The sequence below is a fragment of the Nocardiopsis changdeensis genome, assembly GCF_018316655.1.
GTDB classification, from domain to species: Bacteria; Actinomycetota; Actinomycetes; order Streptosporangiales; family Streptosporangiaceae; genus Nocardiopsis; species Nocardiopsis changdeensis.
On sequence record NZ_CP074133.1, the window covers coordinates 878,112 to 898,649 of the forward strand.

The following is a 20,538-nucleotide window of genomic DNA, read 5'->3' on the forward strand; positions in this document are numbered from 1 at the left end:
TTCGGTCAACGGCCGGCGACCTCAGCCGCCGGTCGCGGCGGTGGTCGCGGTGGCGGTGCTGCCGCTCGTGCTCTCGCTCTTGGCGGAGGAGGACGACGAGGAGGACTCCGAACCCGTGGACTCGGCCTTGCCGGAGGCGGGGGCGGTGGTGGCGCTGGAGCCGGTCAGGGAAGAGCTGTTGGAGGTCTTGCCGCTGTCGGTGCGGTAGAAGCCGGAGCCCTTGAAGACGATGCCCACGGCCGAGTAGACCTTGCGCAGTCGGCCCTCGCACTCGGGGCAGACGGTCAGGGCGTCGTCACTGAAGCTCTGCACGACCTCCATCTGGGCGCCGCACTCGGTGCACGCGTACTGGTACGTAGGCACTGTTCGGGTCCTCCTTGCTGGCACTCTCGCCCGTTGACTGCTAAATAGTACGCGCTCGACGACCGGGGACGTGACAGTGGGGACACCGGTCGCGGGCGTCGTCGCCGACCGGAGCGCGATCCTCCCTGTCAACGCCCTCCGGCGCCCGCTTAATCCCGCCGCCCGGCGGCGGCTACCGGCGGTCCGGCCACACGCCGGACCCGAACACGTGCAGGCCGCCGGGGGTCACCACCGCGTCCACCCGGAGGTCGTGCTCCTCGCGGGGCACCGCGTCCACGAACTCGCCGTCGTACACCACGGCGATCGCCGGGCAGTTCGGCCCGCGCAGCGACAGCGCCCGGTCGTAGCACCCGGCGCCCCGGCCCAGCCGCCCGCCGGAGCGGTCCACGGCCAGCGCCGGGCACACCACGGCGTCCGCGGTGGCCAGGGCCCCGGTCCCGTAGCGGCGCCCGGTGGGCTCCAGCAGCCCGTGCCCGGCGGGCTCCAGGCTCTGGGGGCCGTCGTAGGCCGCCCAGTCCAGGTTCCCGTCGGGCAGGAAGACCGGCAGCAGCACGTACGTGCCCCGCTTCCACAGCGCCGTGACGAGCCTGCGGGTGTCCGGCTCGGTGCCCACCGAGTAGTAGCAGGCCACGGTCCCGCTCATGGCCAGCCACGGCAGCGCGGTGAGGGTGTCGCGCACGGCCGACCCGGCGCGTTCGCGCTCCCCGGGGTCCATCGCCCGGCGCGCCGCCAGGACCTCCCGCCGCATGCGCCGCTTCTCCGACCGTGTCGTCTCGTCCATGCGGCCAGTCTGTCAGCGCGCCGCCGGTGAACGGCGGGTGGCTTTCGCCCTACCCGGACCCGAAACAACCGGAACTTCTCGACACCCGGAACACCGGGGTGCATCGTGGACGGCCGGAGACTGTCCTAGAGTGCCGACATGAATCCCAGCGACCTGCCAAACCCCGATCCCGCCCCCGTGACCAAGGCGGTCGTACCCGCGGCCGGTCTGGGGACCCGCTTCCTCCCGGCCACCAAGGCCACCCCCAAGGAGATGCTCCCGATCGTGGACAAGCCCGCGATCCAGTACGTCCTGGAGGAGGCGGTCGCCGCCGACCTGAACGACGTCCTCATGATCACGGGCCGCAACAAGCGCTCCATCGAGGACCACTTCGACCGGGCCTACGAGCTGGAGGAGGCGCTGGAGTCCAAGGGCGACGCCGAGCGGCTGCGCTCGGTCCGCGAGCCCAGCAACCTGGCGCAGGTCCACTACGTCCGCCAGGGGGAGCCGCGCGGCCTGGGGCACGCGGTGCTGTGCGCGGAGGCGCACGTGGGCGACAACCCGTTCGCGGTCCTGCTCGGCGACGACCTCATCGAGTCCGCCGAGCTGCTGCGCCGCATGATCGAGGTCCGCGCCAAGCACGGCGGCAGCGTGGTCGCGCTCATGGAGGTCGAGCCCGAGCAGGTCTCCCTCTACGGCTGCGCGGGCATCGAGGCCACCGACGAGGACGACGTCGTCGTGGTGACCGACCTTGTGGAGAAGCCCGCCCCGGAGCAGGCGCCCAGCCGCTGGGCGATCATCGGCCGCTACATCTGCGACCCGGCGGTCTTCCCGGTGCTGCACGAGACCCCGCCCGGCCGGGGCGGCGAGATCCAGCTCACCGACGCCCTGCGCGAGCTGGCCCGCCGCAAGCCCGAGGACGGCGGTGTGGTCCACGGCGTCCTGTTCCGCGGCCACCGCTACGACACCGGCAACAAGGCCGACTACATCCGCACCGTGGTGGACTTCGCCTGCCGCCGCCCGGACCTGGCCGACGAGCTGCTGCCGTGGCTGCGCGAGTTCGTCGACCGGCACGCCCCGGCGGACGGGCGGGGGAGCGGCTCCGGGGAGTGATCCCCCGGCGGTGCGGCGGGCGTGACGCACGGACCGGGGGCGGGTGACCGCCGGCCGGCCCGTGCCCGGCCACAATGGGCGTGGGCGCCCCCGGGCGCCCGCACCCTGGCCGCGAATCGGAGGAGCCCCCGTGAAGAGCGTCGAACAGCACATCGCCGACATCCTGGCCGTGGTGGACGACCCCCGGCCGGTCGAGGTCGACCTCTTCCAGGCGCACGGCACGGTCCTGGCCGGGACGGTCGCCTCCCCGGTCTCCCTGCCCGGCTTCGACAACTCCTCCATGGACGGCTACGCCGTGCAGGCCGCCGACCTGGCGGACGCCTCGCCCCAGGCCCCGGTCCTGCTCCCGGTGGTCGCCGACATCCCCGCGGGCGACCCGTCCCCGACGGCCATCCGCCCCGGCATGTGCGCCCGCATCATGACCGGCGCGCCCCTGCCGGTCGGCGCCGACGCGGTCGTCCCGGTGGAGTGGACCGACGGCGGCACCGCCCGGGCCGCCTTCTCCCGGCCGGTCCGGGAGGGCAACGCGATCCGCCGGGCGGGCGGCGACATCGAGGCCGGAACGGTGGTCCTGGAGCCCGGCGCGCGCATCGGCGCCGGGGAGATGGGCGTGCTGGCCGCCGTGGGCCGCCGCACCGTCCCGGTCTTCCCCCGCCCGCGCGTGGTGGTGCTCTCCACCGGGGAGGAGCTGGTGGAGCCCGGCCGCCCGCTGGGCCCCGGCCAGATCTGGGAGTCCAACAGCTTCATGGTGGCGGCCGCCGCCCGGGACGCGGGCTGCGAGGTGCACCGCCACGGGTTCGTCGGCGACGACCCGGCCAAGGTTTTGGACACCCTGGAGGGCCTCCTGGTCCGCGCCGACCTGCTCATCACCACCGGCGGGGTGAGCATGGGCGCCTACGACGTGGTCAAGGAGGTGCTCAGCGCCCAGGGCACCGTCGAGTTCTCCCAGGTGGCGATGCAGCCGGGCAAGCCCCAGGGGTTCGGCGTCATCGGCCCGGACCGCACCCCGATCATCACCCTGCCGGGCAACCCGGTGAGCGCGTTCGTCTCCTTCCAGGTGCTGGTCCTGCCGGTGCTGCGCCGCCTGCGCGGCCTGCCGCCGGCCTCGCTGGAGGGCGTCCGCGCCCGGCTGGCCGCGCCGGTCGCCTCGCCGCCCGGGCGCCGCTCCTACCTGCGCGCCGTGCTGGAGCCCGCCGTCCCGGGGCGGGAGGCCGCGGTGGCGCCGCTGACCCGGCAGGAGTCGCACCAGCTGACGGCGCTCACCACCACCAACGCGCTGATCGTTGTGCCCGAGGACGTCACGGAGCTGCCGTCGGGGGCGGCGGTGGAGGCCCTGGTCCTGCCCGAACCGGTCTGACCCCGCCGGGGTCCGGGGGGCGCCCGGTGCCCGTGTGCCGTACCTTCATGGAGGGCCCGACGGGCCCGGAGGGCCACGGACACGGAAGGACCGACGGACCATGAGCGACACCCCACGGGCGGACGGGAGTCCCGGCGGACTCACCCACCTGGACGCGTCGGGGGCGGCGCGCATGGTCGACGTCTCCGCCAAGGACGTGAGCGCCCGCACCGCCACCGCCACCGGCCGCGTACTGCTCAGCGCCGAGGCCGTCGCCGCGCTGCGCGGCGGCGGGGTGCCCAAGGGCGACGCCCTGGCGGTGGCGCGGATCGCCGGGATCCAGGGAGCCAAGCGCACCCCCGACCTGGTCCCGCTGTGCCACCCCATCGCCGTGCACGGCGTGGACGTGGAGCTGACCGTCGTCGACGAGGGCGTGGACATCCGGGCGACGGTGCGCACCGCGGACCGCACCGGGGTGGAGATGGAGGCGCTGACCAGCGTCATGACCGCCGCCCTGGGCCTGGTGGACATGGTCAAGGCCGTCGACCCCGAGGCCGAGGTCACCCGGGTCCGGGTGGAGGAGAAGACCGGCGGCAAGAAGGGCCACTGGAGGCGCGGTGAGTGACGCCCCCGCGCGGCGCGTGGCCGTGGTGACGGCGTCCAACCGGGCGGCGGCGGGGGTGTACCCCGACCGTTCCGGACCGGTGATCGCCGACCGTCTGCGGGCCCTGGGCTTCGAGCCGCTGGGCCCCTGGGTGGTGCCGGACGGCCCGCCGGTCGCCGAGGCCCTGGAGCGCGCGGTGGCCGAGGGGGCCGACGCGGTGCTGACCACCGGAGGCACCGGGGTCACCCCGCAGGACCTCACCCCCGAGGCGACCCGTTCCCTGCTCGCGTACGAGGTGCCCGGGATCGCCGAGGCGATCCGGTCCGCGGGACGGGAGAAGGGCGTACCCACCGCGATCCTCTCGCGCGGCCTGGCCGGGGTGATCGTGCGCGGCGACCGGCGGGTCCTGGTGGTGAACCTGCCCGGGTCGCGGGGCGGGGCGAGCGACGGAATGGACGTCCTGGAGCCGGTCCTGGGCCACGCCCTCGACCAGCTGCGTGGCACGGATCACCCGCGTTCCGAATGAACCGGACAATGACGGGAATCACATCTCGGGCATTCCGTTCAGAGAGAATTCCTTGACCTCGGCACTCCTTTCCGGTGCGGAACCAGTGCCATTAGGGACCATCCGTTTCCGGGGCCAGGGTGACTCCCGACACGCCGTGTCCGAGGAGTGGAATACTGGAGTACCCCGCCGGAGCCGGAACCGGCGGGTGCCGGCGAAGGGACGGTCGTGAATCGCAGACAAGGGTGGCCCGTCACCCTGCGGGAGGGTCCGGTCGAACTCCGGCCGCTCCGGCTCCGCGACGCCACCGCACTGCGTGACACCCGCGCCCGCAACGCCGAATGGCTGCGGCCCTGGGAGCCGACCTACCCGGAGATGCCGCTGCGCGGCACCGGGCTGTCCCCCTACGTCGCCATGATCCAGGCCATCCGGCGGGAGGCCCGCCAGGGCCTGTCCATGCCCTGGTCCGTGTACTACGGGGGCCGCTTCGTCGGGCAGCTGTCCGTCGGCGGCATCGTCTGGGGCTCGGCGCGGTCGGCGCAGGTGGGCTACTGGATCGACGGCGCCCACGCGGGCCGCGGGATCACCCCGACGGCCGTGGCGCTCGCGGTCGACCACGCCTTCTTCAAGGTCGGGCTGCACCGGGTCGAGGCCAACATCCGCCCCGAGAACCGGGCCAGCAGGCGCGTCGCGACCAAGCTCGGCTTCCGGGACGAGGGAGTGCGCAGACGCCAGCTCCACATCGACGGGGCCTGGCGGGACCACATCTGCTACGCGCTCACGGCCGAGGAGGTGCCGGACGGGCTGCTGCACCGGTGGCGCCTGGGCAGAGCCTCGGGGACTCCGCCGGAGTCCGATTCCGGTCCCGGTTCCCCATTGGGGCCACAGGACCCGAACGGCGGCGGAGATCCCCGCCACCCGGCGAGTCCGAGCCCCGGGCCGAACTGAACGTGGCACCATCACGGGTGTGACCGGAACTTAAACCTCTCTTTAACGACATTGATCAATTACTTTGCGTTGAAATGGCATTGCTCTGCGCAGTCACCCTCTGACCTGCGTCGACGCTCAGCCGTGCCGGACGACCGAAACTGAGGGTCCACAATCTTGCGACACTCCGGTCAGAATGTGGCGCATTTATGGACACGGGGTCGTACCGTGCGGAACATAGACGCATTGACGATGCGGGCAGCGCGCGGATATGCCCGGGAGACCTCCCGGACAGGTCCGAGGTCGGGAACCACGTCCCCGGGACGGACGTTCCCCTCCCCGGACGGACCGCGCGGGGCGGTGTCGACGAAGTGTCGGACAACGTTCAATGGCCGTCATCGTGAGGAGGGGTGATGAGCAGCTCTCCTCTGTACCTGGCCATCGTGGTCGTATGGCTCATCGTCCTCGTCCCGATGCTGCTGCGGAAGGACTCGGTGGACGCCGTCCCCGAGGAGCCGCGGCGCGAGGACGAGGACACCGGGACCGAGGCGGAGGCCGAGGTCCCCGAGGGCGAGGACGAGGACTACGAGGAGGAGGCGGCGACCGCCGCCGAGCCCGCGCCGCTCCCCGCCGTACGGGCGAACGAGCGCCGCTCCCGGGTCATCGCCCGGCGGCGCCGGCGCACCACCGTGCTGACCCTGCTCACCGCGGGCACGGCGATCGCCGTCGCCTTCGGGCTGGGTCCCTGGTGGGTGACGATCCCGCCGGTGCTCCTGCTGGGAGGACACCTGGTGCTGCTGCGCGAGGCCGCCAAGGCCGACGCCGAACAGCGGGCCGCGGTCCTGAGGGCGCGCCGCCGCGCGGCCCTGCGGGCCCGCAGGTTGGCCGAACGGCAGGAGCGCGAGGCCGAACGCGAGGCGGAGATCATCGCCCTGCGCGACCGCCGCAGCCAGGTCTACGACCAGTACGCCGACGCCCGCCTGCGGGCGGCCGGGGACTGACGCCCCGGGGGTGCTCCGGAACCGGTTCGGAGCATCCCCGGAAGCCTGCTAGGCTTAACTCGTCTTCAAGGGGCTATGGCGCAGTCCGGTAGCGCACCTCGTTCGCATCGAGGGGGTCTGGGGTTCAAATCCCCATAGCTCCACAGGACTCGGGACGACCCTGCTCGGCGGCCTTCGGCCGCCTCGCGGGGTCGTCCTTCGTGTTTACCGGGGGGAGACCCCCCGAACCCCCCGAGGTGACCCCCTGGGGCGGGGGTTGCGTGCCCGGATCCGCGGGTGGGGCGTTCTCTTGCATCGGCCACGGGCGGTGCCCGTGGGTGGTCTGAGAACTGCCTGTGGGGCGCGTGTGTCCTGAGGTTCCTGAGGCTGTCGACAGGGACCCGTGCCGGTTGTGGGGTGTGTTCGGGGTGACTCGGGGGCTGCTCTGCGGCAGGGCGTCTGTGCCGGGGCTGCGCGCGGGTTCTCTTGTGCGGGGTGTGGGCCGGGCCGGAGGGTGATCTGAGGGTGCTCCGGGCCGTGTGTGTCCGGGGGGCGCCCGCGCCGGGTGTGGCCGGGCCGAAGGGGCGATCTGGGGAAGCCCTGGGCCTTGTGTGCGCTGGGGCTCCCGCGCCGGGTGCGGTCGTGCCTGTGGGGTGGGCCGGGCCGGGGGAGGCTCGTGGGGCGCGTGTGCCCGGGCCCTTGTGCCGGGTGTGGTTGCGCCCGGGGGCGATTTGGAGAGGCTCCTGGGCGGTGTGTGCGCGGGGGTTCTCGCATGGTCGTGGCCGTGCTCGTGAGGGCTCGAACCTGGGAGGCTTCCTGTCGCGTGGCAGGGCCTCGGGGGTGGGCGGTTCTCGGGGTGGCCGGGGGCCGTGCGTGGCACGGCCCCCGGCGGGGCCGGTCGGATATCCCCTTCGGCGGGGTCTCGATTCCGGACCGGAGCCCCGAGTGTCACCGGCGAAGCGGCTATCCCCTGTGCGGGGGCCGGTACGGAGCCAGGATAGCCCTCAGGACGCGTACTGGGCGCGGACGGCGTAGATGGCAGCCTCGGTCCTGGAGTGGACCTGGAGCTTCTCCAGGATGTTGCGGACGTGGTTCTTCACGGTGTTCTCGGTGATGAACAGGCGCTCGCCGATCTCCCGGTTGTTGAGCGACCGGGCGACCAGCTTGAGGACCTCGGTCTCCCGGGGGGTGAGCTGGGGGATGGCCGCCGGCTCCGGCGTGCTCTCCTGCTTGGCCAGCTCGGCGAACTCGCCGATGAGGCGGGTGGCCATGGTCGGGTTGATGAAGGAGCGGCCGTCGGCGATGCTGCGCACCGCCCGGGGCAGGTCTGTGACGGCGATCTCCTTGAGCAGGTAGCCGCTGGCGCCGACCTTGAGCGCGTCGAAGAGGTCGGACTCCTCGTCGCTCATGGTCAGCATGATGAACTTGGTGTGCGGCACCGCCTCGCGGATGCGCGGGCAGGCCTCGATCCCGCGGGCGTGCGGCATCCACACGTCCATGAGGACCACGTCCGGGCGGGAGTCGGCGGCGAGCCGGACGGCCTCCTCGCCGTCCCCCGCCTCGCCGACCACGTCGATGTCGGCCTCCTCGTCCAGGACGGACACCAGGCCGCGCCGGAAGAAGGCGTGGTCGTCGACCACCATGACCCGGATGGTGCGGTCGGCGCCGTCGACGGGGACGCCGTCGGGCGAGCGGGTGTAGGGCGGCGGACTCGGGGGGTGCGGACTCACGACGGGTGCCTTCCTTGCACGTGGCGGCCGGGAGGGAGACTCCACGTCCCGCTCGGACCCCGTACGCCGGGGACTCGGGCGGGTCCCTCCTACTTTAGGCAGGCTTTCCGTGATCCGCGCGGACGATCCCGGAACTTACCCGGTGGTATGCGGCGCAGTACGCCAGAAAACGGGCGGACCGGCGATGCCGGGGAAGGGTGACGTGAGGCTTTCCCCTGAAAGTGACTGGCAATATACCGAGGTTTAGTGCGTCCATAACAGGGGACCGAAGTCCCGGGATTCCCCTGGGGTCCGAGAACCTCTGTCGCAAGGTGATCACGGAGAGTATCGGCCCTTCGGGGCGCCTTGCCCGGGCGCGGGATCGCCGTGTTCCGGGAGGTTTATCGGCGGGCTCCCGGTGTCCAGGGAAAAGACTCCGAATTTCGGGCTCCGGGGCGGCGGTGAATGGGAATGGGGTAATTCCCGCGAGGTCACTCTCGGTGAAGGGGGCTGGGGTCTTTTTGCCGTTGGCTGATCCTGTTTTTGCAGGTGGTCGGGGAGGGTGTGAACTGCGATCGCGAAGGCGGTGCCGCTGAACTGGGGTTCCGGAGGTACTCGCTCCGCTGATTCGTCACCCTTACGTCCCTTGTGTCCATATGTGTCATAAAAGGGTGAACATTCGGATGAGGGTCTTGTCGGGGGCGGGCGGGTGGTCCAAGGTGGTCCAGGGATGGGCTGAAAACGCACGAAAGGTACATGCCATGATCAAGCAGACCGCGCACGCCCAAGAGAGCGGTTGGGTTTGGCTGTAGGCGCGAGCAGCCCGAGGCCCGGTCGTTCGGCGACCGGGCCTTCTCACGTGGGGGGATTTGACACCGGCGGGCTCCGGGTAGGGGAGGGGCGAGAGTCCCCGGCCGCAGGCCGGACAGCGCCGACCTGAAGGGGCGGACCGTGTCCGACTCCCCCCAGCACCCCGGTGGCCACCAGTACCCGGAGGGCCCCGAGCCCGTCGGAGGGTACGAGCCGCCGCCCGAGCCTCCCCGTCCCCGCCCCGAGCCGCCCCCGCCGCCCCGGCCCGAACCGCGGCCCATGGCGGCCGAGCGCTTCCGCCGCACCACCCCGGCCCGGCTGCGCGACATCCCCGTCGAACGCGGTCACGGCTACTGGCGCCTGGCCACCGGGACGGTCCTGTACGTGATGGTCGTCGGCGGGATGGCCGACTACACCGAGCCCTCCGCGAGGATCGTCGCCCACCTGCTGTTCTGGGCGCTCATCGCGCTCGCCTTCGGTGTGACCGTCGCCCGCGAGCGCCGCAACGGCTGGTCGCCGGAGGCGCGCTGGCCCTGGGCGGCGGCCGCGATCGGCGGGGCGATGGCCGCGGAGGTGCTCGTGCTGGCCTTCGGCTCGCCCGCCGTCATCGTGGGCTCGCTGATCCTGCTGGGGCTGGGGCTGTTCGTCCTGATGCTGGCCGGCTGAGGCCGGTCAGGTCGCCTCGTCGTCGAAGGGGGGACGGCGGCCGTTGAGCCGGGCGGCCGGCTTGAGCTGCGGCTCGTCCTCGCCCTCCTCCCAGAAGTGCTTCTGCACGAACCGCTTGGGGTTGAGGTCCTGGACCTCGAAGTCCTTGAACTCCGGCCCCAGGCCCTCCTTGATGTCCTTGCTGGCGGAGTTCGCCATCGTGCGCAGCTGGCGCAGCACCCGGCCCACCTGCTGGGCGGCCTTGGGGAGCTGGTCGGGGCCGAAGATCAACAGCGCGAGCAGAAGGAGGACGACGAACTCTCCTCCGCTGATGTTGAACATGCGCGATCCTCGTTCTCGGGATACCGACCGGCTTCAAGCAGGTTAACCGGTATCGGTGCGCTTGGGTAACCGTGCCCGGATCACAACGCGGACACCCGTGGAACAGCCGGGACGCGGCCGGCCCCCGCCCCTGGGGAGGGGCGGGGGCCGGGAACGCCTGTGGAGGGAAACGCCCGCCTGGACGGTTCCGCCGGGCCGCCGGGACCCGCCACGATCTGTCTAGGCGATGGGGCGGACGTCCGCGGCCTGCGGGCCCTTGGGGCCCTGGATGACCTCGAACTCGACCCGCTGGTCCTCTTCCAGGTTCCGGAAGCCGGTCCCCGCGATCGCCGAGTAGTGCACGAACACGTCGGGCTGGCCGCCCTCGACGGCGATGAACCCGAAACCCTTTTCAGAGTTGAACCACTTCACGGTGCCCTGAGCCATGTGCTCTCCCTTGGGGACTACAACGGGGCCGCACCCTGCTGGCCCCGGGTCGCCGGGCGCCGAAGTGAAGAGAACGGTCCCCCGCAAAAGCGCCCACGTGAAGTTCCGCGAGGCGCCTCGGGCATCCATGGAAACTACAACAGCAACCAGTTGCAGACAGTACCAGGGAGGGGGGTCCCCTGCCGAGGCTTTCGGCAGGGGAATCCCCGTCGGCGGTCTGTCCTGTTTCGGCTACGCGAAAGCATTGATTTCTTTCGGTGCTGCCACTAATGGAGAACGCCCGGTCCTCCCGCACGGGTCACGCCAGCGCGTCGCGCCCGTAGATCCACACCCGGAACCACAGCCGCTCGTCCCACATCTCCTGGTCCAGCGGATAGGCGGCCAGCACCGGGTACAGGTAGGCGAAGTGCGCGATGATCAACAGCATCACCACGCCGAACACGATTCCGCCCAGTGCCCGCAGATACGGCGAGAACCGCGGGCTCTCCTCCCCGGCGCCCATCACCAGGCCCAGCATCAGCACGATCGCGAGCACCAGGAACGGCAGCATCGGCAGCGCGTAGAACAGGAACATGGGGCGGTCGGGGAACGCGAACCACGGCAGCCAGCCGGCGGCCACGCCCAGCAGCACGGCCCCGGCCCGCCAGTCGCGGAAGGTGACCCACCAGCCCACCAGCACGGTGAGGGCGAGGATGGACAGCCACCAGACGACCGGCGTCCCGATGGAGACGATCGAGGTCACGCAGTCGCCGCTCGGGCAGCCCACGGCCTCGCCGTTGTAGTGGAACATCACCGGCATCCGCATGATGATCCACTCCCACGGCTGGGAGATGTAGGTGTGGTCGCTGCTGAGGTTCTCGTGGAAGCCCATCATGCGCGTGTGGTAGTTCCACAGGCTCAGCAGGGCCTCCACCGGCGCGGCCAGGAAGCCGGGCAGGAAGTCGGGGGCCAGGCCGTCGGCGTAGTCCCGGTTGTACCCGCCCCGGGTGAACAGCCAGCCCGACCACGACACCAGGTAGACGATCCCCGCCACCATCACGGTCTGTACGAACGCCGGGATCGCGTCGAAGCCGAGCCACCGCAGGCCCGGGCGCTTCTGGCCGGCGCTGCTGCGCGCCCCGTAGTCCCACGCCACGGTGAGCAGGCCGAACGCGGCGATGAAGAACAGGGCCGACCACTTGGTCCCCACCGCGAGACCGAAGCACAGCCCGGCGGCCAGCCGCCACCAGCGCATCCCCAACCAGCCGACGGAGGCCGCGTCCACCCCGGCCTCGGCCAGCCGCACCAGGCGTTCCCGTGTCTTGTCCCGGTCGATCACCAGGCACGCGAACCCGGCCAGGATCCACAGGGTGAGGAAGATGTCGAGCATCGCGACGCGGCTCAGCGTGAAGTGCAGGCCGTCCAGCGCCAGGATCACGCCGGCGGTGCAGCCCAGCAGCACCGAGCGGGTCATCCTGGTGGCCACCCGGACCAGGATGAGGACCGAGGCGATGCCGGCCAGGACCGAGGCGAACCGCCAGGCCTCGGGGGTCATCGACTCGCCGAACGGCAGCGCCCCCCACAGCAGGTCGCCCAGCGCGATCATCCACTTGCCGACCGGCGGGTGGACGATGAAGTCGCCGCCGCCGGTGAAGATGTCCGCCGTCGCGCCGTCCTGGAGCAGGGCGTCGGCGTCGACGGGCTCCTCGACGGTCTCGTGTTCGTAGCCGTAGTTCAGGAGGCCGTAGGCGTCCTTGGCGTAGTACGTCTCGTCGAAGTAGATCCGGGGGGGTTCCCCGAAGCCGACGAACCGGAGGGCCCCGGCGAAGGCGGCGACGAGCACGGCCCCCAGCCAGGCGATCCACGCCGGGGTCGGGTCGGCGGGCAGGAACCTGGCACGCAGGGGCGAGGGGCGTGGGGGAGCGGGTGGGGTCGACTCGACCTCGGAGGAAAATGCGGTGGTGGTCATCTCGGCTCGTAGGTTGGGGTCGGAGAGGGTTGTGTCCCTTTGTGGACGGACCGTGAGACAGGTTTCGGGTGGCGTGATAGATGCCACCGTAGCGTGACAGGACGGGGATGACAGTGGTTGAGGGCGAAGCTAAGCGGAGGGTCGGAACCCTGACCCTGGCCGGGCTCCCCATCGGCAACCTCGAGGACGCGCCGCCCAGGCTGCTGCGCGTCCTGGAGGAGGCCCGGGTCATCGCCGCGGAGGACACCCGAAGGCTACGCCAGTTCGCCACCCGGGCCAGCGTGCGCCCCGGCGGTGCCGAGGGCGCCCGGGTCGTGTCCTACTACGACGCCAACGAGAGCCGCCGCACCGACGAGCTGCTCACCGACCTGCGCGAGGGCCGGGACGTCCTGGTCGTCACCGACGCGGGCATGCCCGGGGTGTCCGACCCGGGCTACCGGCTGGCCGCGGCCTGCGCGGCCGAGGGCATCCCGGTCACCGCCGTGCCCGGGCCGTCGGCGGTGACCACCGCGCTGGTGGTCTCCGGCCTGCCCACCGACCGGTTCTGCTTCGAGGGCTTCCCCCCGCGCAAGGGTCTGGCGGGGTACCTGGCGGAGCTCGCGGCCGAGCGGCGCACCATGGTGTTCTTCGAGAGCCCGCACCGGGTGGCCGCCACCCTGGCGGCGATGGCGGAGGCGTTCGGGCCGGACCGCCGCGCGGCGGTCTGCCGCGAGCTCACCAAGACCTACGAGGAGGTGCGCCGCGGCGGGCTGGCCGAGCTGGCCGACTGGGCGGCCCGGGGGGTCAGGGGCGAGATCTCCGTGGTGGTCGAGGGGGCCCGGCCCGCGGGCGGGGCGGCCGCCGACGGCGACCTGCTGGCGGCGGTGCACGCCCTAGAGGAGGAGGGCGTCCGCCGCAAGGACGCGATCGCCCGGGTGGCCAAGGAGACCGGTGTGCCCAAGCGCCGTGTCTACGATTTGGTGCACGGCGTCACAGGAGACGCCGAAGTCACAGGAGACACCGCGGGGTGAACGGGAACTTTTCCCTCCGGGAGGCGTCCAACCCGGCGGGACACCGTTCGCGATGAGAGGACAAGCATGCGCAGCCAGCTCTTCCAGCAGGCCCAGGAGATCAGTCAGCCCGGGATGCACCTCCAGAACCACAAGATGCTCCGGGTGGGCCTGAACGGGGAGATCTTCGCGCGCCAGGGCGCCATGATCGCCTACCAGGGCCAGGTGGACTTCGACTACCAGGGGGCGGGCGGCGTCGGCCGTTTCCTCAAGAAGGCGTTCACCGGCGAGGGCATGCCCCTGATGAAGGTGAGCGGCCGGGGCGACGTCTTCCTGGCCCGCGACGCCTGGGACGTCCACCTCATCGACCTGGAGGGCCACGACTCCATCACCGTCAACGGCGACAACGTGCTGGCCTTCGAGCCGGGCCTGGCCTGGGACATCAAGCGCGTCCAGGGCGCCGGGATGGCGGCCGGCGGGCTGTTCAACACCACGTTCACCGGCCAGGGGCGCATCGCCATCGCCTGCCACGGCACCCCGGTGCTGCTCAACATCGACCAGCCGACCTTCGTCGACACCGACGCCGCCGTCGCCTGGTCCAGCACCCTCCAGACCGGCGTGCGCCGCACCATGAAGGCCGGCGCGCTCATCGGCCGCGGCAGCGGCGAGGCGTTCCAGCTGTCGCTCCAGGGCCAGGGCTTCGTCCTGGTGCAGGCCTCCGAGGGCGCACCGGTCCCCGTCCAGGCGGGCTGAGCACCACACGGGGAGGGCCCCCGGGGACGTCGCGTCCCCGGGGGCCCTCCGCTGTTCCTCCCGCGAGCGGGGAGCGCTAGACGACGGCTCCGTCGTCGGCCTCGCGGGCCGCCTTGGCGGCGACGCGCTGCTTGGCCTTGCGCTCCTTGATGACGTGCGGAGGCGGGGTCTTGTCCCACTTCTGCAGCCACACGGCCAGCGGCACGGCGACGAACACCGTCGACGCCACGCCCGTGGTCAGACCGACCAGCATCGCGATGGAGAAGTCCTGGAGCGAGGACCCGCCGAGGAAGGTCAGGAAGCCCAGGATGATCCAGCCGCCGACGGTCGTGTTGACGGTACGGGGCAGGGTGTTGATGATCGCCCGGTTGGCGATGACCGTGAACGGGGACTTGTCGTCGCGGGCCCACTCGTCGCGGACGCGGTCGAACACCACGACCGTGTCGTTGACGGTGAAGCCGATGACGCTCAGGATCGCGGCGAGGAACACGCCGTCGATCGGCTTGCCCAGCCAGATGAACAGGCCGATCACCAGCAGCATGTTGAACGCCAGCGACAGCATCGTGGAGACGCCGAACGACCAGCGGAAGCGCCAGGCCAGGTAGATCATCTGGAGGGCCAGCGCCGCGCCCAGCGCGATCAGCGCCCGGTTGCGCAGCTCGTCGCCCATGCTCGGGCCGATGAGCTCGTCGCTCACCACCTCGACGCCGCCGGTCTCCTCCGCGAGCGCGTCGGTGATCGACGCCGCGTCGGTGTCGCTGAGCTCGCCGGTGCGGACGGAGATGTCGCCGTCGCCGGCCTCCTGCACCACGGCCGTGTCCGAGCCGGGGAAGCCCAGCCCGGAGACGAGCGCGCGGGCCTCGTCCACGCTCACCTGGCGGTCGCCGGTGATCTCGTACTCGAGGACCCGGCCGCCGGTGAACTCGACGCCCAGGTTGACGTTCTGCACCAGCGGGGCGACCAGGGCGACCACCACGAGCAGGCCCGCGGCGATGAGCCCCTTGGAGCGGTGCTTCATCAGGTCGGGGCTCTTCTCGACCAGCCAGGTGCGGACCGGGCCGATCCGGTCCAGGCCGCTGATGGCCGGGTGCTTGCGGATGACCGCGCGGCGCACGGCCCACTCCACGAACACGCGGGCGATGACCAGGGCCGAGAACATCGACACGAGGGTACCGATGCTCAGGGTGACGCCGAAGCCCTGGACGGTGCCCGAGGCCAGGAAGAACAGCAGGCCGGCGGCCAGCAGCGTGGTGACGTTGGTGTCGAGCACCGCGCTCCACGCCTTGCCGGTGCCCTCCACGAAGGACTTCTCCAGGCTCGGCGGCACGGCACGGCGCCGGCGGCGGGCCAGGGCGCCGCCGCCCTTGCCGTCGTCGTCGCCCTCCTTCATCCCGGACGCGCGGTTGGCCTGGTAGACGGCCTGCTGGCGCTGGTACTCCTCGCGGGCGCGCTCGAAGATCAGCACATTGGCGTCGATGGCCATACCGATCGCGAGCACGAAGCCCGCCAGGCCGGGCAGTGTGAGCGTCGCCCCCAGCGCCACCAGGGCGCCGTAGGCGATCAGGGTGTAGAACGCCAGGGCCAGCGACGCCAGGAAGCCGACCAGGCGGTAGACCAGCGTGATGTACAGGGCGGTGAAGGCGATGCCCAGGATCGCGGCGATCGCGCTGGCCTGGATGGCCTCGGCGCCCAGGGTCGGGCCGACCGTCTGGCGCTGGACCTCGGTCACCGGCAGCGGCAGCGAGCCGCCCTCGATGAGGACGGCCAGCTCGTTGGCGGACTCACGGGTGAAGGTGGGGCTGGTGATCGTGGTCTGGCCGCCGGACATGCCGACCTCGCAGCCGATCTCCGGGTTGACCTCCGGGGCGGAGATGATCTGGTTGTCCAGCACGATCGCCACCCGGCGGCGCGGGTCGCCCTGCGGGTAGCAGGCGGCGTCGGCGGTCAGCTGCTGCCACTGGTCGCGGCCCTCGCCGCGGAAGCCGACGTTGACCGTCCACTGGGCGCGGTTGACGCTGTCGAGCGCGGCCTCGGCGCTGGACACCCGGTCGCCCTTGATGACCGTCTCGCCGAGCTGGAGGTTGGTGCCGTCGGAGTCCGGGAGCGTCATGACGACGTCCTCGGGGTTCTCGGCGCTGGGGCCGGCCTGGCCGGGCTGCTGGCCCTGGCCGCCGCCCATGCCGTTGAGCAGCTCCTGGAGCTCCTCGTCGCTCATCTCCCCGGCGCCGCCGGCGCCCTCGCCGCCCTCTTCCGCGGGGGCCTCCTCGGCGGGGGCCTCCTCGGTGTCCTGCGGGGCGCGGGCCTCGTCGGCCTCGCCCTCGGGGGCGTTGGCGAAGTCGCCGGGCGCCTGGACGCCCTGGCCGCCGGCCTGGCCCACACCCAGCACCGGGTGGAAGGACAGCTGCGCGGTCTGGCCGACGATCTGGGCCGCCTCGGCGGGGTCCTGAACGCCGGGGAGCTCCACGATGATGCGGTTCTCACCGGAGCGGGACATGGTCGCCTCGGCCACACCGAGGCGGTCGATGCGCTGGCGCAGCACCTCGACGACCTGGTCGGTGTTCTCGGCGCTGGCCGGGGTGCCGTCGGGGCCGTCCTGGGTCTCCAGGACGATCTGTGTGCCGCCGCTCAGGTCGAGGCCCAGGCGGGGCGGGATGAACCAAGCCGCGCCGAAGGCGACGGCGATCACGAGCAGGGACACGAGGGCGCGCAACCAGCGCCCCCCCGTTCCCGTCGATGTCGATGTGGACGTGGCCAAGGGGTCGTTACCTCTCACTGCGAAAAAGCCGATGGAGATCCGGACGCGCTGCGGGCGCGGAGGCCGGGGGATGCGGCGTCCGGGGATGGGATCAGGACGGGAGCGCGGTGAGAGGCGGGGCCCGGGTGGGCGGCAGGTCCCGCGGGACGCCCTGTTCGGGCACCGGTTCGGCGCCCGGCGGGTCGGCGGGCCACCAGGGCTGATCCCAGGAGGCCAGGCTCAGGACGGGCACGGGCAGGACGTCGGGCAGGTCGCGCACCCCGGACCTGGTGTCACAGGTCGAGGGCGGAGGGCCGACGGTGACCCGGTGGTCGTCGTGCCCGGCCTGTTCCACCCGGTCGTGCCCGGGGTCGGCGTCCGCGGGGCGGGGGGCGCTGGCCACCCCGTAGGAGGGCAGCGCCGGCGGCACGGGCTCGCCCGCGCCGATCCCCGGCACCGAGAACACGACGAGCAGGGCCACCCCCGCGACCAGCGGGGCGGCCAGGGCCCGGCGGGCCCGGGCACGGGCACGGGTCAGGGCACGGGGAGCCGTGATGACCACCGCCTCAGGTCCGGGAGCGCCGCTGGGCGCCGAGTCGCATGCGTCACATTGCGCGCGTGTTCGTCCAGCAGAGCATACGGGTACCCGGGGTCCCCGGGGAATCTCCCGTCCCGGAGCGCGTACCCTCGGGGCCCGCTAATGGAGTGCGTGTCAGGGCGCCGTCGGCTTTAGGCTTAGGTCATGTCGTCGAATCGCCACATCCTGACCGCGGTCGCTTGGCCCTACACCAACGGACCGCGCCACATCGGCCACGTGTCCGGCTTCGGAGTCCCCTCCGACGTCTTCTCCCGCTTCCAGCGAATGTCGGGCAACAACGTGCTGATGGTCAGCGGCACCGACGAGCACGGCACCCCGATCCAGGTGCTGGCCGACCAGGAGGGCGTCACCGCCCGCGAGCTGGCCGACCACTACAACCGGGTGATCGCCGAGGACCTGGTGGCCCTGGGCCTGTCCTACGACCTGTTCACCCGGACCACCACCGGCAACCACTACTCCGTGGTGCAGAAGCTCTTCACCACGCTGTACGACAACGGCTACGTCTTCGCGCGCACCACCAAGGGCGCCATCTCCCCGTCCACGGGGCGCACCCTGCCGGACCGCTACATCGAGGGCACCTGCCCGATCTGCGGCTACGACGGCGCGCGCGGCGACCAGTGCGACAACTGCGGCAACCAGCTGGACCCGATCGACCTCATCTCGCCGCGCTCCAAGATCAACGGCGAGACCCCGGAGTTCGTGGACAGCGAGCACTTCATGCTCGACCTGCCCGCCTTCGCCGGCGTGCTCTCGGAGTGGCTCAAGGGCAAGGAGGGCCAGTGGCGCCCCAACGTCCTGAAGTTCTCCATGAACCTGCTGGACGACCTCCAGCCGCGCGCGGTCACCCGCGACCTGGACTGGGGCGTGCCGATCCCGCTGGACGGGTGGAGCGACAACGCCAACAAGCGGCTGTACGTGTGGTTCGACGCGGTCATCGGCTACCTGTCCGCGTCCATCGAGTGGGCCGAGCGCACCGGTGACCCCGAGGCGTGGCGCCGCTGGTGGCAGGGGGAGGACCCGGAGTCCTTCTACTTCATGGGCAAGGACAACATCGTCTTCCACTCGGTGATCTGGCCCGCCATCCTGCTGGGGGCGAGCGGCCGGGGCGACCGGGGCGGCGAGCCCGGCCCGCTGGGCGCGCTGAACGTGCCCACCGAGGTGGTCTCCAGCGAGTTCCTCACCATGGAGGGGCGCAAGTTCTCCTCCTCGCGCCGCGTGGTCATCTACGTGCGCGACTTCCTGGAGCGCTACTCCGCCGACGCGCTGCGGTACTACATCATGGCCGCCGGGCCCGAGACCCAGGACACCGACTTCACCTGGGCCGAGTTCGTGCGCCGCAACAACGACGAGCTGGTGGCGGCCTGGGGCAACCTGGTCAACCGCTCCATCTCCATGGCGGCCAAGAACCTCGGCGAGATCCCCGCGGCGGGCGATCTCACCGACGAGGACCGCCGCGTACTGGAGGCGTCCGCGGCCGCGTTCGGCACCGTCGGCGCCCGCCTGGAGCGCTCGCAGTTCAAGGCGGCGCTCCAGGAGGCGATGCGGACCGTCGCCGAGGCCAACAAGTACATCTCCGACCAGGCCCCGTGGGCGCTGAAGAAGACCGACCCGGAGCGGATGGCCACCGTGCTGCACGTGGCGCTCCAGCTGGTCCAGGACGCCAACACCCTGCTCACGCCGTTCCTGCCGCAGTCCGCCAACAAGGTGTACGCGATGCTGGGCGGCGAGGGCACCTGGACGGGCATGCCCCGCCTGGAGACCGGCCACGACACCATCGGCGGCTCGGCGGAGAAGGTCGACTACCCGGTCATCACCGGCGACTACGCCGACAACGCCGCCCGCTGGGAGTCGATCCCGATCGTGCCGGGCACCCCGCTGAGCCGCCCCGAGCCGCTGTTCGCCAAGCTCGACCCGTCCGTCGTGGACGAGGAGCTGGCCCGCCTGGAGGGCGGCGCCGCGTAGGACGCGCGGCCCGGGCCGGGCCCGGGGCACGACGCACAAGAGAACGAACAGGACACACCGCCGCGCCGACGGGTCACCCGTCGGCGCGGCTCGTCGCGGAGGGAAGAACATGGGCAAGCGGTCGGGGAAGGCCGTCGAGGCGCGCAACGCGCAGACGCCGCCTCCGGCGCCGGATCCGCTGCGGGTCCCGGTGGCCGACAGCCACACCCACATGGACATGCAGACCCCGGAGGTCGCCGAGATCATCGCCGCCGCCGAGGCGGTCGGGGTGACCCCGCTGCTCCAGGTGGGCGTCGACCTGCCGTCGTCGCGCTGGGCGGTGGACGTCGCGGCCGCCAACCCCGGGAAGGTGTGGGCGGCGGTCGCCCTGCACCCCAACGAGGCGCCGCGCGTCGTGCACGGGGACGGCGCGGACGGTGTGGAGGTGGACGACACCGACTGGGCGGGCAAGACCCGCGAGCCCGGCGGTTTCGAGGCCCTCCGCAAGCAGCTGGCCGAGATCGACGCCCTGGCCGCCCGGCCGCAGGTGGTGGCGGTCGGCGAGACCGGCATGGACACCTTCCGCACCGGCCCCGAGGGGGCGCGCGCCCAGGAGGAGTCGTTCCGCGGGCACATCGCCGTCGCCAAGCGGCACGGCAAGGCCCTGATGATCCACGACCGGGAGGCGCACGAGGACGTGTTCCGCGTGCTGGAGGAGGAGGGCGCCCCGCACACGGTGGTGTTCCACTGCTTCTCCGGGGACGCGGCCATGGCCCGCCGCTGCGCGGACCTGGGCTACTTCATGAGCTTCGCGGGCAACGTGACGTTCGCCAGCGCGGAGCCTCTGCGCGAGGCCGCGCAGGCGGCCCCGGCGGAGCTGATGCTGGTGGAGACGGACGCGCCGTTCCTGACCCCCAAGCCGTACCGGGGCCGTCCCAACGCGCCCTACCTCATCCCGCACACGCTGCGGACGCTTGCACAGGTCAAGGACCTGGACGAGGACGAGCTCGCCGCGACCATCGCGGGCAACGCCAAGCGGGCGTTCGGGTTCTGAG

General features: G+C 72.0%; 19 protein-coding genes and 1 tRNA gene. 12 read left to right on the plus strand and 8 right to left on the minus strand.

The annotated features are described in order from the left end of the window. Window positions 1–21: 21 nt before the first annotated feature. Both KGD84_RS04205 and KGD84_RS04210 read right to left on the minus strand, forming a co-directional pair. Entirely contained in the window at window positions 22–363 is a 342-nt protein-coding gene (locus KGD84_RS04205; RefSeq protein WP_220564798.1) for an FmdB family zinc ribbon protein, read from the minus strand. A 172-nt stretch (window positions 364–535) separates the two neighbouring features. Beyond that, complete coding sequence (locus KGD84_RS04210) at window positions 536–1,144, minus strand: 5-formyltetrahydrofolate cyclo-ligase (RefSeq protein ID WP_220564799.1); 609 nt, start codon at window positions 1,142–1,144, stop codon at window positions 536–538. Between the two features lie 138 nt (window positions 1,145–1,282). On the opposite strand from KGD84_RS04210, the gene galU reads away from it, so the two are divergent. The 7 genes from galU (at window position 1,283) to KGD84_RS04245 (ending at window position 6,752) form a co-directional block, all read left to right on the plus strand. Then, a complete protein-coding gene (galU, locus tag KGD84_RS04215) occupies window positions 1,283–2,236 on the plus strand; it encodes a UTP--glucose-1-phosphate uridylyltransferase GalU (RefSeq protein ID WP_220564800.1) in 954 nt (317 codons plus the stop codon). Window positions 2,237–2,366: 130 nt separating this feature from the next. After that, window positions 2,367–3,593: a molybdotransferase-like divisome protein Glp gene (glp, locus tag KGD84_RS04220; protein WP_220564801.1), complete on the plus strand. Its 1,227-nt coding sequence runs from the start codon at window positions 2,367–2,369 to the stop codon at window positions 3,591–3,593. Window positions 3,594–3,693: 100 nt separating this feature from the next. Further along, a complete protein-coding gene (moaC, locus tag KGD84_RS04225; RefSeq protein ID WP_220564802.1) occupies window positions 3,694–4,197 on the plus strand; it encodes a cyclic pyranopterin monophosphate synthase MoaC in 504 nt (167 codons plus the stop codon). After that, window positions 4,190–4,702, plus strand: a complete 513-nt coding sequence (locus tag KGD84_RS04230; protein WP_220564803.1) for a MogA/MoaB family molybdenum cofactor biosynthesis protein — start codon at window positions 4,190–4,192, stop codon at window positions 4,700–4,702. Before moaC ends, KGD84_RS04230 begins: the two co-directional genes overlap by 8 nt. A 207-nt stretch (window positions 4,703–4,909) precedes the next feature. Continuing rightward, complete coding sequence (locus KGD84_RS04235; RefSeq protein ID WP_220564804.1) at window positions 4,910–5,629, plus strand: GNAT family N-acetyltransferase; 720 nt, start codon at window positions 4,910–4,912, stop codon at window positions 5,627–5,629. 392 nt (window positions 5,630–6,021) lie between these two features. After that, window positions 6,022–6,609 (plus strand): divisome protein SepX/GlpR, encoded by a 588-nt coding sequence (gene sepX / locus KGD84_RS04240; protein WP_220564805.1) that lies wholly within the window; start codon window positions 6,022–6,024, stop codon window positions 6,607–6,609. 69 nt (window positions 6,610–6,678) lie between these two features. Continuing rightward, window positions 6,679–6,752 (plus strand) — tRNA-Ala (locus KGD84_RS04245). Between the two features lie 840 nt (window positions 6,753–7,592). Here KGD84_RS04245 and KGD84_RS04250 read toward each other — a convergent pair. Then, a complete protein-coding gene (locus KGD84_RS04250) occupies window positions 7,593–8,318 on the minus strand; it encodes a response regulator (protein WP_255647034.1) in 726 nt (241 codons plus the stop codon). 930 nt (window positions 8,319–9,248) lie between these two features. Here KGD84_RS04250 and KGD84_RS04255 point away from each other — a divergent pair. Then, the gene (locus KGD84_RS04255; protein WP_220564806.1) at window positions 9,249–9,773 is read left to right on the plus strand and encodes a hypothetical protein; all 525 of its coding nucleotides are present in this window, start codon (window positions 9,249–9,251) and stop codon (window positions 9,771–9,773) included. 6 nt (window positions 9,774–9,779) lie between these two features. Here the strand turns inward: KGD84_RS04255 and KGD84_RS04260 are convergent, their stop codons facing one another. The 3 genes from KGD84_RS04260 to KGD84_RS04270 form a co-directional block, all read right to left on the minus strand. Further along, window positions 9,780–10,094 (minus strand): sec-independent translocase, encoded by a 315-nt coding sequence (locus KGD84_RS04260; protein WP_220564807.1) that lies wholly within the window; start codon window positions 10,092–10,094, stop codon window positions 9,780–9,782. Window positions 10,095–10,313: 219 nt separating this feature from the next. After that, a complete protein-coding gene (locus tag KGD84_RS04265; RefSeq protein ID WP_220564808.1) occupies window positions 10,314–10,520 on the minus strand; it encodes a cold-shock protein in 207 nt (68 codons plus the stop codon). Between the two features lie 298 nt (window positions 10,521–10,818). After that, complete coding sequence (locus tag KGD84_RS04270) at window positions 10,819–12,468, minus strand: dolichyl-phosphate-mannose--protein mannosyltransferase (RefSeq protein ID WP_220564809.1); 1,650 nt, start codon at window positions 12,466–12,468, stop codon at window positions 10,819–10,821. Window positions 12,469–12,575: 107 nt separating this feature from the next. Between KGD84_RS04270 and rsmI the strand changes: the two genes are divergently transcribed. Both rsmI and KGD84_RS04280 read left to right on the plus strand, forming a co-directional pair. Further along, entirely contained in the window at window positions 12,576–13,478 is a 903-nt protein-coding gene (gene rsmI, locus KGD84_RS04275; protein WP_220564810.1) for a 16S rRNA (cytidine(1402)-2'-O)-methyltransferase, read from the plus strand. 66 nt (window positions 13,479–13,544) lie between these two features. Further along, window positions 13,545–14,210 carry an AIM24 family protein gene (locus tag KGD84_RS04280; RefSeq protein WP_220564811.1) on the plus strand — a complete coding sequence of 222 codons (666 nt, stop codon included), beginning with the start codon at window positions 13,545–13,547 and terminating at the stop codon, window positions 14,208–14,210. Between the two features lie 76 nt (window positions 14,211–14,286). Here the strand turns inward: KGD84_RS04280 and secD are convergent, their stop codons facing one another. Together secD and KGD84_RS04290 are read right to left on the minus strand one after the other, a co-directional pair. Then, entirely contained in the window at window positions 14,287–16,920 is a 2,634-nt protein-coding gene (gene secD, locus KGD84_RS04285; RefSeq protein ID WP_255647035.1) for a protein translocase subunit SecD, read from the minus strand. Between the two features lie 136 nt (window positions 16,921–17,056). Continuing rightward, window positions 17,057–17,506 carry a hypothetical protein gene (locus tag KGD84_RS04290; RefSeq protein WP_370634657.1) on the minus strand — a complete coding sequence of 150 codons (450 nt, stop codon included), beginning with the start codon at window positions 17,504–17,506 and terminating at the stop codon, window positions 17,057–17,059. A gap of 180 nt (window positions 17,507–17,686) precedes the next feature. Here KGD84_RS04290 and metG point away from each other — a divergent pair, with 180 nt between their 5' ends. Together metG and KGD84_RS04300 are read left to right on the plus strand one after the other, a co-directional pair. After that, window positions 17,687–19,504: a methionine--tRNA ligase gene (gene metG, locus KGD84_RS04295; protein ID WP_220564813.1), complete on the plus strand. Its 1,818-nt coding sequence runs from the start codon at window positions 17,687–17,689 to the stop codon at window positions 19,502–19,504. A 109-nt stretch (window positions 19,505–19,613) separates the two neighbouring features. Then, window positions 19,614–20,537, plus strand: a complete 924-nt coding sequence (locus KGD84_RS04300; RefSeq protein WP_220564814.1) for a TatD family hydrolase — start codon at window positions 19,614–19,616, stop codon at window positions 20,535–20,537. The last annotated feature ends 1 nt before the right edge of the window (window position 20,538 follow it).

Excerpts from the sequence above, each read along its gene's own strand:
- KGD84_RS04210 (WP_220564799.1), bottom strand. The coding sequence starts at position 1,144 with ATGGACGAGACGACACGGTCGGAGAAGCGGCGCATGCGGCGGGAGGTC.
- galU (WP_220564800.1), top strand. The coding sequence starts at position 1,283 with ATGAATCCCAGCGACCTGCCAAACCCCGATCCCGCCCCCGTGACCAAG.
- moaC (WP_220564802.1), top strand. The coding sequence starts at position 3,694 with ATGAGCGACACCCCACGGGCGGACGGGAGTCCCGGCGGACTCACCCAC.
- sepX (WP_220564805.1), top strand. The coding sequence starts at position 6,022 with ATGAGCAGCTCTCCTCTGTACCTGGCCATCGTGGTCGTATGGCTCATC.
- KGD84_RS04260 (WP_220564807.1), bottom strand. The coding sequence starts at position 10,094 with ATGTTCAACATCAGCGGAGGAGAGTTCGTCGTCCTCCTTCTGCTCGCG.
- KGD84_RS04265 (WP_220564808.1), bottom strand. The coding sequence starts at position 10,520 with ATGGCTCAGGGCACCGTGAAGTGGTTCAACTCTGAAAAGGGTTTCGGG.
- KGD84_RS04270 (WP_220564809.1), bottom strand. The coding sequence starts at position 12,468 with ATGACCACCACCGCATTTTCCTCCGAGGTCGAGTCGACCCCACCCGCT.
- rsmI (WP_220564810.1), top strand. The coding sequence starts at position 12,576 with ATGACAGTGGTTGAGGGCGAAGCTAAGCGGAGGGTCGGAACCCTGACC.
- KGD84_RS04280 (WP_220564811.1), top strand. The coding sequence starts at position 13,545 with ATGCGCAGCCAGCTCTTCCAGCAGGCCCAGGAGATCAGTCAGCCCGGG.
- metG (WP_220564813.1), top strand. The coding sequence starts at position 17,687 with ATGTCGTCGAATCGCCACATCCTGACCGCGGTCGCTTGGCCCTACACC.
- KGD84_RS04300 (WP_220564814.1), top strand. The coding sequence starts at position 19,614 with ATGGGCAAGCGGTCGGGGAAGGCCGTCGAGGCGCGCAACGCGCAGACG.